We start from the raw sequence: 18,118 nt of genomic DNA, 5'->3' as shown, positions 1-18,118 counted from the left end.
AGAAAAAGGCCAACCGCACATGCGGTTGGCCTTTGTATAATTGTTTTTAATAAGTATAATGGCTTTATTTTGAGAATAACGTTTTAATTTTATTTCGTGTTACTAATAAAACGCTGCCTAATACAGATAACATACCTAAAGCCATATTATTTGATTGCTCACTACCAGCGTTAGGAAGTTCTCTAGCGTTATTGTTTTTAGTGCTATTATTTGCTTGCGTTTGTTTCGATTGTGATATTTCATTAATTTTGTTATCAACATTTTGCTTCGTTGTATGTAACTCAGCTAATTTGTCGTCAATTTTTTTCTCAGTATGTTTAAAGTCGTTGATTTTAATATCTAAGTCTTGTTTTTTCTTTGTTAAATCGTCTGAAACAGTTTGTTTCGCTTGTTTAATTTCGTTAATTTTATTTAGTAAGTCTTGTCTAGCCTTTTGTAATTCAGCTAGCTTATTTTTCACATCTTGTTTAGCTAGTTCTAAGTTAGCAGAAAGACTATCTAAGTTTCCTTTAATTTTCTTAAGTTCTTCTAACGTGTTATCAGTATTCGGCTTATTTTCTTTTAGCTCAGCAAGTTTATCCTCAGCAGTTTGTTTCGCTTTCTTTAACTCAGCTAATTTTTCATCTACTTGTTTTTTAACTTCCTTAAGTTCATTAACCTTCTGATCGATGTTTTCTTTATGTTGCTTAATTTCATTTACTGTTTCATCGACAGTTTGTTTATGTTCTTTAATCTCATTAACCTTTGTATCAATATTTTCCTTATGTTCTTTTATTTCAGCAACTTTGTCATCTACTTGTTTTTTATGCTCTTTAATTTCAGCGATTTTATCCTCGGCGATTTGTTTGTCTTGCTGAAGTTTTGCATCTAACTCTTGTTTATGTTGTTTCATTTCGTTGATTTTTTCATCAGCAACTTGTTTGCGTTCATGTAGTTCATTCACCTTCGTATCAACATTTTCCTTAACCTTGTTAAGTTCATTCAATGTTTGATCCACGTTTTCTTTGTGTTGTTGCAATTTCGCATCTAACTCTTGTTTATGTTGCTTAATTTCAGCTAATCGATCTCCAGTATTTTGCTGAGGAGTAGCATCAGTTACTTCTGCATGAGCAGAGTTTGCGCCAGCAATCATTGCTAAAGCTAGTGTAGACGCAGCAATTGTTTGTTTTGTTTTCATATTTTTGTACCTCTTTTCTTTCATATGCATGAACTGTTTTGTGTAAAAATGAGCATATAGAAGTAGATTATCTTATCATTATATACCATGTACGATGTCTAGAGGAAGTATTTGCATAATAATCTATCATTATGTAATTCTTATAGTCTCTTATTTTGGGGTAGGGGACAAGTCTTTAGAAAGATGAACAATTTCTTCTATAGTAGAGTTTACATCCTTACTATTGCGAATAACAAACAAATAATCAGCCTCGTTTTCTATAGGATCTACCACATCATCGTGAAGTGATTCAGTTTGTTGTCGTTCAAGTACTTCTTTGAAACTAGAATATCCACCTCTAAAAATATTCGTACTTCGCGTGCTTCGAGCTACTCTCTCATAAAGTACATTATCTGGAATGTCAAAGTGAACGAGTATGCGTACATATCCATTTTGTGGAAATAACTCGTTTAGTAAATATAGCCTTCCATTTTTACTGCGATTGGAGTTACTAATAATAAGGTGTAAATTTGTATGTTCTTTTGCATAATCAACAATGAATTTAGAAAGACCGTGCTTAAAAGTATTAGCACCTTCAGCCGGTTGTAACTTTTCGTAATGCGTGTTAATAAATTCAGCTTGGTTATCTTGATCCATAACGAAAGAATGGGATAACTCTTTTTCTAATGCTCTTGCAAATGTAGTTTTTCCGCTGTGTGTTTTTCCTACTGTAATAATGACGAATCGTTTCATATTGGCCTCCATGTGTGTTGTTATAATCTGGAATATTCAATGTAGATTGACAATTTTCCTGCCAGAGAATATATAAAGTGTCGGAGTGATAGCAGGCTGGAAACTTGACAAAAAAACTTATTTATGCTATAATTTACCAATACGAAAATAAAGTGTATAATAGGGTTCTCCTGGCCAGGGGAACCCTATTTTTATTGTCAAAATGAAGGAGTGTATGTGCGTGAAAAAAGGTGAAGCAAGTATAACGTCGCTAGTATCGGCTTTCGGAAGGGCATATCACAGTGAATTTGATAGTCCGAAAATCTTTGATGATTATGTAGCTAAAGAGTTCATTTCACAAAAAGAACGTAACGACATTGAAACGAACATGGTTCAAGGAATACATTTTTTCAATACAGACATTGCAGAGCAGTTTCAAGATAATCCGAAAGAAATATTAAAATGGATTACGCAAGTTCAATTATCACCAACACCTTTAGCGCGTGCGGCATATTGTGAAAGAGTATTACTACATGAAATTACATTGGGAGCGAAACAATACGTCATACTCGGTGCAGGCTTAGACACGTTCAGCTTTAGAAACCGAGAGTTAGAGAATAAAATAGAAATATTTGAAGTGGATCATCCTTCTACGCAGCAGTTTAAGAAGGAAAGAATAAAAGAAGCAGAGTTTGAAATTCCAAACAACCTTCATTTTGTTTCGATGGACTTCACGAAAGGATTTTCCAGTGAACAGTTACAGAATGAAGGATTTGAAAATAAAAAGACTTTCTTTAGCCTTTTAGGTGTTTCGTACTATTTAACGAAAGAGGAACTTTCTAGTTTAATAGAATGTCTATTTGCGATGGTTCCAGAAGGAAGTTCTATCGTTTTCGATTATTCAGATGAAAACTTGTTTACGGAAAAAGGATTATCTAATCGAGTGGAAAATATGGTGAAAATGGCTGCAGTAGGCGGAGAACCGATGAAATCATGTTTTTCTTATGCCGAAATGGAAGCACTGTTAGAGAAGGCGGGCTTACTCATTTATGAACATTTATCGCCAGATGATATTCATACATTATATTTTGAAGGACGAAACGATTATTTAAAAGCTTTTGAGACGGTACATTATGTGCATGCGGTAAAGAAGTAAGGAATTAGTAGGCATGGGGAGGAATCTCTGTGTCTTTTTTTGTGGAAAACAAAAGGATGGGATTTATTGAAAAAGATAATGATAGGTATATTGCTACATGAGTTACTACATCTAAATAAATATCAGGAAGAATGTGGGGTGTATTTATATAAAGAAACAGAATATTCAACAAAATTAATAATTATGTTATATAATGATTTTAATAAACCATATTTTAGAAATTAACCCCGATTGTGTAGAAATTATATTCTGTTTGGATAAGCTAAAATGTTTAGCTAAAAGAACTTGTAGTGGGGCTTGCTACAAGTTCTTTTATTTGTAAAATTTATATTGGATAAAATATGGGAAAAGGGAGGATGTAAGTTTGATAAGAAATTTAAAGAAAGCAGTACTTAATTCGTTAGATGGGAAATGGGGAGTAAGTATAGGGGGATCGGCGTTATACTATTTTGTACCAACTTTAAGTACATCAGCAATCGCTAGTTTTATATATTTAATATTTGGCCTGTTTATTGGGGTAATTGGTTTGGATGTTTTCTTTATTTATTCAATTGGTGGGCAGCCGCAAGTAGATCCAACAGCACTAGTTTTACTTATTCTAAGTTATTTTTTTATAGGACTGATTTGTTTTTTTATTTACAGTGTCATACAAGGTATCTTTAATTATGGGTATTCTGTTTTCACCTTACGCTTAGGTAAAAATGAAGATGCTAAGGTGGACGATGTATTTGTAGGGTTTAGGAAGAACAATTTGTTTAGATCAATGAAATTAGGAGTATTGCAGGCTATTTTTCTATTTTTATGGAGTCTGTTATTAATTGTTCCAGGTAGTATTAAATATTTTTCTTATTCAATGGCATATTACATTTTAATAGAGAATCCGGATTATACAGCAAGTGAAGCATTAAGGGAGAGTAAAAGAATAATGAAAGGACATAAGTTCAAGTTATTTGTTCTTTGGTTATCTTTTATTGGTTGGTTTTTATTAACTGCATTTATAGGCATATTTACATTTAATCTATCATTCATATTCATTTCCCCTTATTACAACACAACTGTCTCGCATTTTTACTTAGACTTAATTAAGAAACAGGATGATAGAGAAGCGAAGGTAAGTATATAAAGAATATAAGTAGTAAGAAAATATGTATAATGTATCTTTTCTCGATTGTGGACATGCAATTAAGCATATCCCTTTTTAATGTGATATTGAAAGAAATAAAGAAGCTGCAATTGGATATGTTTTACTTATAATAATTTGGATAAGGATGTTATAACATTGGAGGAATTTAAAATGGGGAAGAGTGAGATGTTTCAGGACTTTAATTTTAAATTAGTAGTAATTGAAGCTTTATTAGATAAAGAGCCATTATTTTTAAAAGGATTAAAAGACTTAATAGATAAGTATACGAATAATTTCGAATGGTATTCAGGAGCTGGCCCAATTGTTGAAATTAGAGATTTTTTAGAAGAGTTAATTTTGGAAACAAGTGATTTGGAAAAGATTGAATCCCTTTGCTTTGATGGAGGAAATGAAATTTATCATATCTTAAAGCCAGATTGGGATGGTGAAGACAGTTTATTTGATGTAATATCTGTTGAAGGATTTCAAAATTTAAAAAATCTAAAAACAGTGGAATATATTTCAATGTGTTACCCAAAAGTATTAGAACCATTTAAACAAGCTGGAATTGAAATTGAGGATTAATGAGAGATGATTTGTATAATAATGGAAGTGATTCTTGTTAAGAAAGACTCACTTTTTCTTATGCAACGAACAAAGTAGAATGGAGGATACTTTGATAATAATCGATAATGATGGTGAAGGCTACTGGAGTAAAACTGTTGATTTAGGCATTTTAGGTAAATTCAATAGCATTTTTATAGATTTAGATGGATGCGATATAACAGGGGCGACGGACAATATGACTCAAGAAGAAAAGGTAGAAAAAGCTACAAAATATTATGGTAATAGATTCAAAGAGTTAGAAACAAATGTTGGATGTATCATATTTCAATCTCGATAGAATAGTAAATAGGTAAAAAAGATATGGAGATACATACTTTAGGTTTTAAATTACAGTAACTTTTGTGGAATCAAAAGAGAAAATAGAAGATGTTTAAATTACATGTATATACGCTCCATATATTTATATTTGCTATTCAATAAACTATCATCTCACATAAGTTTGTACCACATATTCACTTTTATTTACAAAAAAATACTATTAATTATTTTCGGATAATTGTTATAATATAGTTAAATTGATATAAAAGTTTTTTCTAGATTATGTATTTGAAGAATTCTCATGCAAAAAGAGCCAGTTCTCAAGTAGAGAACTGGCTCTTTGTTGAAGAGAGGTAGGATTATATGTACATAATGGGATAGCAGAATTTTATAAAAAAATCTGTATGTATCCACAACAGTATTTAAATATGACGGAATTTTAAAATTTATAAAAAGATTAAGAGGCGATAGAAAATGAAAAGATATATTAGTATAAAAGGCATTGGCACCTATCTTCCAAAACGAAAGGTAGATTCTTTTGAAGTAGATCGTATGTTACACGTACCAGAAGGCTGGACGTTAAAAAAAGCTGGGGTGAAAACAAGATATTTTGTTGATGGAGAAACGTCTTCTTATATGGGGGCGGAAGCTGCAAAAAAAGCTGTAGAAGATGCGAAGTTAACTTGGGATGATATCGATTGTATTATTTGCGGAAGCGGAACGATTCAACAGGCGATTCCTTCTACTGCATCACTTATTCAAGAACAGCTCGGGCTACAGCATTCTGGTATTCCATGTTTTGATATCAATTCAACATGTTTAAGTTTCATAACAGCACTTGATACAATTTCATACGCAATTGAATGCGGGAGATACAAAAATGTTGTTATTATTTCTTCTGAAATTTCTTCTGTTGGATTAAATTGGGGACAAAATGAAAGCAGTATTTTATTCGGTGACGGTGCAGCAGCTGTTGTCATAACAAAAGGCGATCATTCATCTTCTATTATTGCTTCCCATATGGAAACATATAGCTCTGGTGCGCATTTATCAGAAATTCGTGGCGGTGGAACGATGATTCATCCTAGGGAGTATAGTGAGGAACGAAAAGAAGACTTCTTGTTCGATATGAATGGAAGAGCCATTTTTAAACTATCTTCTAAGTATTTAATGAAGTTTATCGACAAGCTCCTTATGGATACTGGTTATTCTCTAGCCGATATTGATTTAATTGTTCCTCACCAAGCAAGTGGACCAGCTATGAGACTTATTCGTAAAAAATTAGGGGTAGATGAGGAGCGCTTTATGACCATTTTTGAAGACTACGGTAATATGATTTCCGCATCTATTCCAATCGCTCTTTTTGAAGCCATTAAGCAAAAGAAAGTGCAACGCGGAAATAAAATATTATTATTAGGTACTTCTGCAGGACTTTCTATCGGGGGCATCCTTCTTGAATACTAAAAAAACAGTATTAATTACAGGGGCACGTGCACCAGCAACTTTGCATTTATGCAGACTGTTTCATAACGCCGGACATACCGTTATTGTTACAGATAGTATTCCGTATCCGTTAAGTAAAGTTTCAAAAAGTACGGATTACTTTTATGAAATCCCATCTCCAAAGTGGAAAACAAATGAAAGTATTCGTGCGCTACTATCCATTATTCAACGTCACAATGTAGATTTGCTTATTCCTACTTGTGAAGAAGTATTTTATATATCTAAATATAGAGAGGAATTAAGTGCATTTTGTCATGTATTAGTAGATGATTTTCAAAAACTTTCACTACTGCATAATAAGTGGGAATTTATTCAGTTCGTAGCGAATTTAGGGTGGCAAGTACCTGCAACATATAGAATAGATGATAAAGAAGCGATAAGGTCAATGATGCACAAAACAACAGCACATACTCCTTTTGTATTAAAGCCGATTTACTCCCGGTTTTCTGATAAAGTGGAATTTATTACAAAAGAGGATGCTCTAAAAGAAAGCATGATACATAAGTCGAATTATATTATGCAAGAGTTTATACAAGGGACGCAGCATTGTTCCTACAGTATTGCACAATCTGGGGAAGTGTTAGCTAACTCTACGTATAAAACGGAATTTACGGCAGGCTTAGGTGCTACCATTGCGTTTCAGCATATGAATCATCCTAAAATTGATCAGTTTGTGAGACATATTGTAAAAGAGCTGAATTTCTCAGGGCAAATTGCTTTTGATTTTATCGTTACAGAGGATGGAGATGCAATTCCGATTGAATGTAATCCACGTACTACAAGTGGATTACATTTATTCGATGAGGAAATATTGCCGGCTTTCTTTCATGAAACAGTAAACAATACACGTATTCCAAGACCAAACTCTGAGTGCGCAATTCGGTTAGCGATGTTTTTATATGGACTTCCTTATTTAAAAAGTAAACAAAAACGTAAGCGATGGTTAAAAGTTCTATGCTCTTATCCAGATATCGTTTATCGTCACAATGATTGGAAACCATTTTTTTATCAGTTTTTTAGCATGTATAAATTATGGCGTGAAAGTCATAAAAATGAACGGACTATTTTAGAGCAAACAACATATGACATATCGTGGGATGGTGAAGATTTATGAAAATGCTAGTAACTGGTGGAACGGGCTTTCTAGGACAAAAACTCGCCTTTCGACTGAAAAATATGGGCTATGAAGTAACGGCAACGGGAAGAAATAAAACAATCGGTAAGGTATTAGAACAAAATGGAATCGAGTTTGTTTATTGTCCTCTTGAAGATAGGGATCGTGTGCTACAAGTTTGTAAAGATAAAGATTATATCTTTCATAGCGGCGCACTTTCTTCCCCTTGGGGCAAATATGAAGATTTTTATAATGCGAATGTGTTAGGAACGAAACATATTATCGAGGGAAGTCAAAAGTACGGTATAAAACGCCTGATCCACGTATCAACACCAAGTATTTATTTCTATTATGATGAGAGACAAAATGTAGTAGAAAACGCGAAACTTCCTGCTACATTTGTAAATCATTATGCAACAACGAAGCACATGGCTGAACAAGCTATTGATCAAGCTTTCATGCATGGTTTACCAGTTATCACAATACGTCCGCGCGCTTTATTCGGACCAGGAGATAACGCGATTCTTCCGCGTCTTATTAAAGTATGTGAAAAGGGTGCTTTACCGAGAATTGGTACTGAAAATGTTCTTGTTGATATTACGTATGTTGAGAATGTTGTAGATGCTTTACTTCTTTGTATGCATTCCCCAAAACATACATTAGGTCAAAAGTACAATATAACAAATGACGAACGTGTAAATTTATATGAGGTCATAGAAAATGTAATGAAGCGTCTTGATAAGGAAGTAAAATATAAAAAAATTTCCTACAAAACCGCTTTTTCACTAGCTGCTATACTAGAAGGAATCTCAAAAACTATTTTATTCGGAAAAGAACCTATTCTTACAAAGTATACTGTTAGTGTCCTTTCAAAAAGCCAGACATTAAATATTGATAAAGCTAAAGAAGAACTAGGATATGCTCCAAAGATCAGTATAGAAGAAGGAATTACAAAATTTGTAGACTGGTGGAAAATACAATGAAAATCAAATCTTTAAAGCTATATGATACAGGATATTGCACACATCCAGAAAAAATCGCATACTCCAAGGGCAGTTGGAAACAAATATGCTTTCCTGCTACAGTAGGGTTACTCGAGCATCCAGTATTAGGATATATTTTATTTGATACTGGATATGCAGGACATTTTAAAGAGGCGACAAAAAGATTTCCTTACTCTGTATATGCAAAACTTACGCCTGTTCATTTCACGGAAGAGCAATCGATTAAACAGCAACTTCTTCTTGATGGTATTCAGCCAGAAGAAATTAAATATATTATTCTTTCTCATTTTCATGGCGATCATACTGCTGGTTTACCTGACTTTCCAAAAGCGAAAATACTAACCTTCGCAAAAGCTTATGAGGATATTAAAAAGAGAAGTAAATTTGGTGCTCTATTAAAAGGGTGTCTAAAAGATACACTGCCGATGGATTTAGAGAAAAGAATGTCATTCATTGATCAAACTCCATCCCTTAACTTACCTTCTACATATGGAAAGTTTGAAGAGGGGTATGATGTATTTGAGGATGGCTCATTATTTGCTGTTGATTTAACAGGACACGCAACGGGACAATTTGGTTTATTCGTTCATTTACAGAGTAATAAAATTGTCTTTCTTTGTGCAGACGCAGTGTGGCTAAGTAAAACGTATCAAAACCTTGTATTTCCTAGTAAGATTGCCAACCTTTTAACGAGCGATCCAAAATCTTACCGAAAGAATATCGAGAAGCTACACCATTTATCACAAACATCACCTGAGATTGAAATTGTACCAACTCATTGTGAACATACATGGGATAAAATTAAAGCAGGGGTGTACTATGAATAAACTACGAATTCTCAAGCAATACTTGAAAACAAAATATGGCTCGAGATTTTCAAATCGTAAACAGTTGGAACAGTTTCATAAACAACAAATAGAAAAACAACTTTTGTTCACGATAGAGGCGTCGCCTTTTTATCGCCAGTTATATACGCCGTTTTTACATGAAATTCAAAAGGGGAATTTGGCTGCACTCCCGATTATTGATAAAGAAGTAATGATGGAACATTTTGATACATTAAATACAGTACATATTTCAAAGGAAGAAGCGTTTCATGTAGCATTTGAAGCAGAAAAGACCCGGAATTTCTCACCAACCATTCGTAATATAACTGTCGGTTTATCATCAGGCACTAGTGGAAATCGTGGGGTTTTTCTCGTTTCCGAGGAAGAACAAACGTTGTGGGCTGGCTCGATTATTGGAAAGGTGCTTCCTTCTAGCATTCTACATAAACACACGATTGCTTTTTTCTTACGTGCAAATAGCAATTTATATGAAGCGACAAAAAATAAGCGAATCTCATTTCATTTTTTTGATTTACTAGATTCGTTTCAGCAGCATATCACGCGATTAAATGAAATACAGCCATCTATTTTAATTGCACCTCCGTCTATGTTACGGAAAATCGCTTACTGGCAGCAAGAAGGACTGATTACAATTTGTCCAAAGAAAATTATCTCTGTAGCAGAAGTGCTTGAAGATATTGATAGAGACTTTATTCGTGCAACTTTCAAGCAGACAGTACACCAAGTTTACCAATGTACAGAAGGTTTTCTTGCTACCACCTGCGAGCAGGGGACATTACACATGAATGAAGATCTCGTTCATATTGAAAAAGAATACTTAGATCAAGAGAAGGGGATATTCGTTCCCATTATTACTGATTTCATGAGGAAAACACAGCCGATTATACGCTATCGTCTCAATGACATATTAATTGAGGAAAAAACGCCGTGCAGCTGCGGCTCACCTTTCTTAGCATTAGAACGAATTGATGGTCGATGCGATGATATATTTATTGGAATAAGTGAATTGGATAATAGTGAAATATTTATTTTTCCAGATTTCATTAGAAGAGCAATTTTGTTTGCATCTAGTGACATTCAAGAATTTAAAGTAATACAACATAGCGTAGACAAAATTGAAATTAAACTTAAAGCACTACCTGAAAATCTCGAATTATGTCAATCAAAGGTAATGCAAGAATTACATACACTATGGTCTACTAAAAAGTGTACGATACCACAGTTCTTCTTTTCGCATTACGATATTCAAGTATATGATAAAAAATTAAAAAGAATAGAAAGCCTTGTAAGACGTGGTGAACATAAATGATTCAGTTACATGATGTTCATTCCTTGCATAGTATTGATTGGGAATCAAAAAAAGATGGAGCATATGTGCGAGATAGTTTCCTGCCTCTTTTTCAAAAGGGCGTTACAGCATTTATTAAAAATGTTAACACGGAGCTCTTTCTATTAGAGATTGATGATCTCATCTTGCCAGTTACTCTTAATAACGCAGAGTTCGAAAATTCATATGTATGTTCTCCTTATACGCATTACGTATCTTATGCGTTAGAAGAACTATGGGAGTTGAAAAAACCATGGCTAGAGAAGCTATTAACCTATCCGATTCATCTTATGGGAAATTGGCTAAGACGAACGAATATAAATAAAGTCATTGTCGTAAATAATTGGATGCTTTCAACAAATCTTTATCACTCTATCAACGAACAACAAATCGAACAAATAACGAAATTATTAGTTGGAAAATTTCCAGAGCATACCATTCTATTTCGCTCTTTAAATAACAAATTATATCCCGCAACGACAGAAGCACTAGCTACAGTCGGTTATAATAAAATTATGTCTCGTTCTATATACTTATTTGATCCGAAACACTATAAAAAAATGAATAGAAAAAAACGAAAAGACTTATTAAATGATAAAAGTTTATTAGAGAAAAGCAATTATGAAATCATTACGAATGAAGAATTAACAAAAGATGATATTTTACAAATTTACCAGCTATACAACCAACTATATATTGAAAAATATTCCGCCCATAACCCAATGTTTACACCCGCTTATTTATGGAATGCTCTTCAGCATCGTTTATTTGAGATAAAGGCCATAAAAAAAGGGGATACAATTGATGGTGTCATTGCTTATTTTATTCGGGATGGAGTTATGACAACGCCAATCCTTGGCTATCATACAAACTCTGATCAGCAACAAGGTTTATACCGTATACTTTCCCTCCTTATTACAATGGATTCTATCGAAAAAGATTTAATTTGTCATTGTAGTGCTGGGGCTGGAGAGTTCAAACGAAATCGTGGTGCAACACAGCAAATTGAATACAGTTATGTGTATAACGCTCATCTCCCACCTAGCCAACAAAAGGTATGGAAAGTATTAATGTGGATATTAAATACATATATAGAACCGATGGCAAAAAAACATCGCTTTTAAACAAAAAGACTTTTATGATTGCTTGTTACCAGGAACTCTTTATTTTAGTGTAGCTGCAATACCCACGTTATGGAATTTATATAGTATATTTTTTATAATTTATTTTATATTTATCGTTTGGATGAAAGAGAGAAGTGCTTGAAGAGTAGTTCTCTTTTTTATTATGTTTTTGAAACAGCCCATTATGTACATACAGTAAAGAAGTAGAAGATTAATAGGCATGGAGAGAAATCTTTATGTCCTTTTTTATGAGGATTTTTAATTTTTAAAATATATTGTAAGAAATAATTTACAATTTGTAAAAAATAAATTACAATTATCTAAAGAGGTGTTACTATTGTTACATAATAAAATTGTAGTTTGTCGAGCAGAAAAAGGTTGGACTCAAGAAGAACTGGCAACAAGAGTGGGAGTTAGTCGTCAAACTATCGCTACTCTTGAAAAGAATAAATATAACCCTTCTCTAATTCTTGCCTTTAAAATCGCAAATGCATTTGAAAAGCCGTTAACCGACGTATTTGATTATCTAGAGGAGTGATACATATGTTTTTATTAAAAATTTTATTATTTGTTTTAATAGTGATCAGTAAGATGTATGTAATAAAATTTCAATCAAGTGATGAAGCAAATGACGAAAGAGGAAGAGAAATTCTATATAAAACAAATAATGCTTTGTACAATATTCTATATTTAGGTATCCTTGCCATTATTGTTTTACAATTAATTGATATTATTCCTTTGAAATTTCTACCTGATTTGTTATTATATTTTGCACTTTCATTAAGTGTGTTAGGCAGTATTTTTATATTTATCAACAGAAACAGTAAAAATTACTAATACGAGTTAAGTGTTTAATCTTGTTCTGTTAGCTGATTGAACAAAATGTATTTTTTAAAAAGAGAAATCTCTATGTTAAACATGAAGGAATATAGTTAAACGAATAGTTACGTTTACTTAAGCAGACTGCATAAAATAATTAATCTTTTTCATAAAAACTTAAGGAAGCCAAAAGAACCCAAACATTTTAATCAAAATGTTTGGGTTCTTCTTTTTATAAAATGAATATTTGTAGTGTGGAATATATCCAATTGATTAACCGAACTAGTATTTTAGGGGGATTAACTGAAACAATACATATAACTTCATATCAATCTTGTTAATGAATTTCATTGCCCTCGGATAAAGGACAATAGTAGATCTTTGATTTTTATTACAATTTTGTAAGGTTAAGTAATAAAAATCGGTAGAACGGGATATTAGAATGGGATACTCTGATTTATGGGTAGAATATTCTGAAAAGAGGGTGAAGCAAATGAAGAATAGGCAAAAAGCATCGATAATATGCAAAAGTATTTTATGTTTAATGATTTGTATATTCATTACGAATGAAGTATGGTTTACAAATGTGGTGAGGGCAGAATCGGGCACGCTGACTGATAGGAGTATAGAGGATTTCAAAAAAAAGATGGATGAACAGGTACCAAAATGGCAGGAGAATTATGAGGTACCAGGGGTTGCAATAGGTATCGTACATGAGGGGCGTATTGCTTATACACTTAACTACGGTTATGTAGACAAAAAGACAAAAAAAGCGGTGAATGATGATACATTGTTTCAAGCTGGTTCCATATCTAAAAACCTTACAGCGTGGGGAATCTTGCATCTTGTAGATGAAGGACGTTTATTACTAGATGATCCCGTTGGAAAATATCTGACCAAATGGAAATTACCTAATTCAGAGTTTAATAATAATGAAGTCACAATAAGAAGATTGTTAAGTCATACAGCAGGGCTGTCTGCACATAAAGGATACCTCGGGGTTGCACCAGGGAAACATCTTGACTCTATTGAGGAATCTCTGTCTGGAAAAGGATGGCTTAATGAACTAGTGGAGGTTACCAATAAACCAGGTTCAGAAACAATTTACTCTGGTGGCGGATATACAATTTTACAACTTGTAATTGAAGAGGTTACCGGAATACCGTTTGATCGTTATATGGAAGAACAAATTATGAAACCTTTAGGAATAAAATCTAGTTCATTCTTACAACGTCCTGAAAACCATAACCTTTCGAAAGCTTATGGATATTTTGGAGAGGAGCTCCCTAGTTACCAATTTACCGAACAGGCTGCTGCAGGTCTTAAGACAAATGTTACGGATATGATGACATTGATACTTGCAAGCATGGATGCAAATAATAAAGGGAATGGTGTCATCAAAAGTGAACATGTTGAAGAAATGCAAAAGCTAGTATTAGGGGAGAATGGTTTAGGTATATTTGAAAAAAAACTATCTAATCAATGGAAATTACTTTATCATTCTGGTGACAATCGAGGCTGGCATTCTTTTTATGGTTTCATTCCTAATACAAAGGATGGATTGGTAATCCTTACAAATGGTGAAGGTGGTATAGACTTACGACAGGATATTTACCACGCATGGATTGAATATGAAACGGGAAAATTACCTGAAAGTTACTTCTCTCTAGCTGAGCAGAGAAAAAACAACTCTATTACATCAATTGTTATTGGAGCCACACTTGGTTTATATTTGCTGCTATTTGTGATTAGATTGTACAAAGGTAGAAGAACTTTCATTTTTAAGCAAGAGAAGAGATCCTACATCGGATTAGTAGTTAGGACATTTTTACTTATTATTACTGCTATCCTCGTATTTTGTGCTGCCTATTTGTGGAGAGTTTTCAGCTTGAATTCCGGTAATACAATAAATTTTATTCTAATAATGGTATGGATTATAACATTATTAATTAGTGGATTTTTCCCGAAAATTAAAAGTAATAAAAAACAACGTATGAAACGAAAAGATTTAACATCAAAATTTACATGTATGTAATGTTAAAGGCTAGAAAGCTAGATTGGCGCGAATCTCGAATTGTGGAGTGCAATGAAAAGACAAAATCTCTTAAAAAACAATTAATTTTTCACTCCATTAGCCTTTACAATCTCTCCCTATAATATGAATTGGACAAGCACCTAAGAGAAAGCAGAACATGTCAGTTTGTACATTCTATTAGTAGGGGGAGAATTTGTATGAAAAAGACAGTTGCTTCATTAGCTGTTATGGCGGCATTATTACCGACATTTTCAGCACATGCGGAAGGGAAAGAGCAAGTCCGAAAATCAGCTACAACTTTTAACGTTATTAGTGATATTCAAGGGGATTTAGGGGACTTTGATCACGTGTTAAAAGATATGAACAAAGTGACGCCACTTTCTAGAGCGCTTATTATGAATGGGGATATAACGCCAACTGGACAGCAGTCACAATATGATGATGTGAAGCGTGTGTTAAACAAAAATAAACATTCGGAAAATGTATGGTCAACTGTTGGGAATCATGAGTTTTATGCTGGGAAATGGACAGTTGACGGGAAACTTTCTCAAAATACATGGCCAAATGGTGTAACTGAGGAAACGCTATTTAACCGTTATCTGAAATTCAGTGGGCAAGAAAAGGTATATCATAAAAAAGAATTAGACGGTTATCCGCTTTTATTTTTAGGAACTGAAAAATATATGAAATACCACGATTCAAAAATGTGGGACGAAGTATATATGAGTGATGAGCAATTAGGTTGGCTTAAACAAAATTTAGAAGAGTATAGTCAAAAAGATAAAAATAAACCAATTTTCATTTTCTCTCATCACGTTTTACCTGATACGGTATCCGGATCGAAACAATCACCATATTTACAAGATTATTTAAACGTGGATAAATTGTATGATATATTAAAAGACTATCAGCAAGTTGTTTTCTTCACGAGTCATACGCATTGGGATTTAAACTTACCTGACTGGGCTGGTAAAAAGAAAATTAAAGGCGGAGATGAAAAAGGTTTCACTGTTGTAAATACAGGCGGGATTGAAACAGGCTGGATGTCAGCAGGACCAAATGGTGGAGAGAAAACTGCTCCTGATGGATATTCATTTAAACAAGGACTGCAAGTGAAAGCATACGGTAACGATGTTGTCGTAACGGCTTACGATTATAAACGTGATAAGGATATTAAGAAATTATTAGTTAGTGATTCAAAAGTTGCGCAAATGGCACCAGATGTAACAGCTGATGATAGTAAAAACGTAATTGCCGATGCAACTGAATACATGGAGTACTCTATAGAAGGAACGAATGAGTGGTATACGTATAATAAAGCAAATCCTCCGAAATTTGATGGAGAGAAAACTGTATACGTACGTCATAAAGGTGAAATGAATTTAGAGCCGGGATTAACGCAGTTACTTCGTTTTTCGGTAAATAAGTGATTGGAGGGAGTCCGCATTTGAATGTGTGGGCTCTTTTTATTTTGTCACTTTTTGTCGGTAAGTCGATATATTTGAGAAATCGCTGATATAAATTGAGAATCGCTGATATATTTTGAAAATCGCCGATATAAATTGAGAATCGCTGATATATTTGAAAAACCGCCGATATAAATTTCATGTACCGAATTTTGATATATTTTTCACCTCAGAAAGATGACTTCACCATTTTTACGTGTAATAATAGTAACGTTACATATATTGTGAAAGAAGTACAAAAGGAGCGTTACAATGAATTTAGCTAGATTCCCAAGAAAAAAATATACAGAATCATATACACCAATTGAAAAGTTAAACAATTTTTCTGAAGTACTTGGTGGGCCGACTATTTATTTTAAACGAGATGATTTACTTGGTTTAACAGCTGGTGGTAATAAGACAAGAAAGTTAGAGTTTCTAGTTGCGGATGCACAGGAAAAGGGTGCAGATACGTTAATTACAGCTGGTGGTATTCAGTCAAATCATTGCCGCCTGACGCTGGCAGCTGCGGTAAAAGAAAAAATGAAATGTATCCTTGTATTAGAGGAAGGGCTTGAGCCAGAAGAGAAGAGAGACTTTAATGGAAACTATTTCTTATATCACTTATTAGGTGCTGAAAATGTAATTGTTGTACCAAACGGAGCAGATCTTATGGAAGAGATGCAGAAGGTAGCAAAAGAAGTAGGTGAAAAAGGTAGTACACCATATGTAATACCGGTTGGTGGATCAAACCCTACTGGCGCAATGGGATACGTTGCTTGTGCGCAAGAAATTATGGCGCAATCATTCGAGCAAGGAATTGATTTCAGTACAGTTGTTTGTGTAAGTGGTAGCGCGGGTATGCATGCTGGTTTAATTACTGGTTTTTCTGGAACGCAAAGCCAGATTCCTGTAATCGGAATTAACGTAAGTAGAGGAAAAGCTGAGCAAGAAGAGAAAGTAGCAAAACTTGTAGCTGAAACTTCAGCTCACGTTGGTATCCCAAACTTTATCCCGCGCGAAGCCGTTACATGCTTTGATGAATATGTAGGACCAGGATACGCTTTACCAACACCAGAAATGGTTGAAGCAGTTCAGTTACTTGCGAAAACTGAAGGTATTTTACTTGATCCAGTGTATACAGGTAAAGCAGTGGCGGGACTCATTGACTTAATTAGGAAAGGTACATTTAATAAAGAAGATAACATTTTATTCGTACATTCAGGTGGCTCTCCAGCTTTATATGCGAATACATCTCTATTTGCGTAAGTGTAAAAAGCATTGGGTATCCAATGCTTTTTTTGTTATATAGCGAAATTGTTAGAAGGTGAGAAGTGGATTACATGGGTTCAAATGTAAAGTAATTCAGATATCGTTATAATCGATTGTTTAAAAATGTTATGAGATGGGCCTTAGTATGTATAAAGTTCGTTCTGTTTGCTACTGTTTTGTTTGATGTTCAGTATTTTATTACTAGATTAGCAAGTGATAAATTCAATAAGTTTTAAAAAGTTATAGGTGTTAGTTTGATTAAAGTATTGCTACAAATATTGACTTTATAAATAGAAGAAACCCAAACAATTTAATCAAAATGTTTGGGTTTTAATTTTAGATTCTTTACATTTTTATAAAAAAGATTGATCGTTTTATGTGGCCTACTTAAATATTTTGTCATTTTTAAAAAAAGTTCATTTATATATTCCTTCAAAATCTTATTTACATGTGTATAAAGGATTTAGTCAATAAAGAAGATTTAAAATGTTATGGTGAGAAAAGGGAATTGTTAAAAAGAGAATATCTATTCGAAGAGTTTGGCAAAATACTGCAAGGATAAAGTATTCTTGTGC

At 33.5% G+C, this 18,118-nt stretch carries 16 protein-coding genes and 1 pseudogene; 15 read left to right on the top strand and 2 right to left on the bottom strand.

Translation table 11 applies throughout. From position 1 onward, the window contains the following. Nucleotides 1-64: 64 nt before the first annotated feature. On the bottom strand, nt 65-1,177 hold the full coding sequence (locus G9F74_RS11845; protein WP_016108777.1) for an LPXTG cell wall anchor domain-containing protein: 1,113 nt from the start codon (nt 1,175-1,177) through the stop codon (nt 65-67). Between the two features lie 150 nt (nt 1,178-1,327). Continuing rightward, nucleotides 1,328-1,909, bottom strand: coding sequence for an ATP-binding protein (locus tag G9F74_RS11840; protein ID WP_016108776.1), 582 nt, complete (start codon nt 1,907-1,909; stop codon nt 1,328-1,330). 220 nt (nt 1,910-2,129) lie between these two features. Between G9F74_RS11840 and G9F74_RS11835 the strand changes: the two genes are divergently transcribed. The 15 genes and pseudogenes from G9F74_RS11835 (at nt 2,130) to cuyA (ending at nt 17,540) form a co-directional block, all read left to right on the top strand. Then, nucleotides 2,130-3,044, top strand: coding sequence for a class I SAM-dependent methyltransferase (locus G9F74_RS11835; RefSeq protein ID WP_016108775.1), 915 nt, complete (start codon nt 2,130-2,132; stop codon nt 3,042-3,044). Between the two features lie 364 nt (nt 3,045-3,408). Then, nucleotides 3,409-4,167, top strand: coding sequence for a DUF975 family protein (locus G9F74_RS11830; RefSeq protein WP_016108774.1), 759 nt, complete (start codon nt 3,409-3,411; stop codon nt 4,165-4,167). Nucleotides 4,168-4,338: 171 nt separating this feature from the next. Continuing rightward, nucleotides 4,339-4,752 carry a DUF6892 domain-containing protein gene (locus G9F74_RS11825; protein ID WP_016108773.1) on the top strand — a complete coding sequence of 138 codons (414 nt, stop codon included), beginning with the start codon at nt 4,339-4,341 and terminating at the stop codon, nt 4,750-4,752. 91 nt (nt 4,753-4,843) lie between these two features. Beyond that, nucleotides 4,844-5,053, top strand: a pseudogene (locus G9F74_RS11820) (hypothetical protein); the annotation flags it as partial. Nucleotides 5,054-5,526: 473 nt separating this feature from the next. Further along, nucleotides 5,527-6,516, top strand: coding sequence for a beta-ketoacyl-ACP synthase III (locus tag G9F74_RS11815; protein WP_016108771.1), 990 nt, complete (start codon nt 5,527-5,529; stop codon nt 6,514-6,516). Further along, entirely contained in the window at nt 6,506-7,669 is a 1,164-nt protein-coding gene (locus tag G9F74_RS11810) for an ATP-grasp domain-containing protein (RefSeq protein WP_016108770.1), read from the top strand. Before G9F74_RS11815 ends, G9F74_RS11810 begins: the two co-directional genes overlap by 11 nt. Then, the gene (locus G9F74_RS11805) at nt 7,666-8,652 is read left to right on the top strand and encodes an NAD-dependent epimerase/dehydratase family protein (RefSeq protein WP_016108769.1); all 987 of its coding nucleotides are present in this window, start codon (nt 7,666-7,668) and stop codon (nt 8,650-8,652) included. Before G9F74_RS11810 ends, G9F74_RS11805 begins: the two co-directional genes overlap by 4 nt. Then, entirely contained in the window at nt 8,649-9,500 is an 852-nt protein-coding gene (locus tag G9F74_RS11800; RefSeq protein ID WP_016108768.1) for an MBL fold metallo-hydrolase, read from the top strand. Before G9F74_RS11805 ends, G9F74_RS11800 begins: the two co-directional genes overlap by 4 nt. After that, complete coding sequence (locus tag G9F74_RS11795; protein WP_016108767.1) at nt 9,493-10,830, top strand: F390 synthetase-related protein; 1,338 nt, start codon at nt 9,493-9,495, stop codon at nt 10,828-10,830. The genes G9F74_RS11800 and G9F74_RS11795 overlap by 8 nt, the downstream gene beginning before the upstream one ends. Next, a complete protein-coding gene (locus tag G9F74_RS11790) occupies nt 10,827-11,972 on the top strand; it encodes a hypothetical protein (protein ID WP_016108766.1) in 1,146 nt (381 codons plus the stop codon). The genes G9F74_RS11795 and G9F74_RS11790 overlap by 4 nt, the downstream gene beginning before the upstream one ends. 337 nt (nt 11,973-12,309) lie before the next feature. Next, complete coding sequence (locus tag G9F74_RS11785; RefSeq protein WP_000903048.1) at nt 12,310-12,510, top strand: helix-turn-helix transcriptional regulator; 201 nt, start codon at nt 12,310-12,312, stop codon at nt 12,508-12,510. A 5-nt stretch (nt 12,511-12,515) separates the two neighbouring features. Next, on the top strand, nt 12,516-12,809 hold the full coding sequence (locus G9F74_RS11780) for a hypothetical protein (RefSeq protein WP_016108765.1): 294 nt from the start codon (nt 12,516-12,518) through the stop codon (nt 12,807-12,809). A gap of 475 nt (nt 12,810-13,284) precedes the next feature. Further along, nucleotides 13,285-14,826 (top strand): serine hydrolase domain-containing protein, encoded by a 1,542-nt coding sequence (locus G9F74_RS11775; protein ID WP_033668543.1) that lies wholly within the window; start codon nt 13,285-13,287, stop codon nt 14,824-14,826. A gap of 197 nt (nt 14,827-15,023) precedes the next feature. After that, nucleotides 15,024-16,256, top strand: coding sequence for a DUF4073 domain-containing protein (locus G9F74_RS11770; RefSeq protein ID WP_016108763.1), 1,233 nt, complete (start codon nt 15,024-15,026; stop codon nt 16,254-16,256). Nucleotides 16,257-16,544: 288 nt separating this feature from the next. Next, nucleotides 16,545-17,540: a D-cysteate sulfo-lyase gene (cuyA, locus tag G9F74_RS11765; RefSeq protein ID WP_016108762.1), complete on the top strand. Its 996-nt coding sequence runs from the start codon at nt 16,545-16,547 to the stop codon at nt 17,538-17,540. Nucleotides 17,541-18,118: the final 578 nt, after the last annotated feature.

Source organism: Bacillus sp. EKM202B (genome assembly GCF_011066025.1).
GTDB classification, from domain to species: domain Bacteria; phylum Bacillota; class Bacilli; order Bacillales; family Bacillaceae_G; genus Bacillus_A; species Bacillus_A toyonensis.
This window is presented reverse-complemented; position numbering and strand designations above follow the sequence as displayed.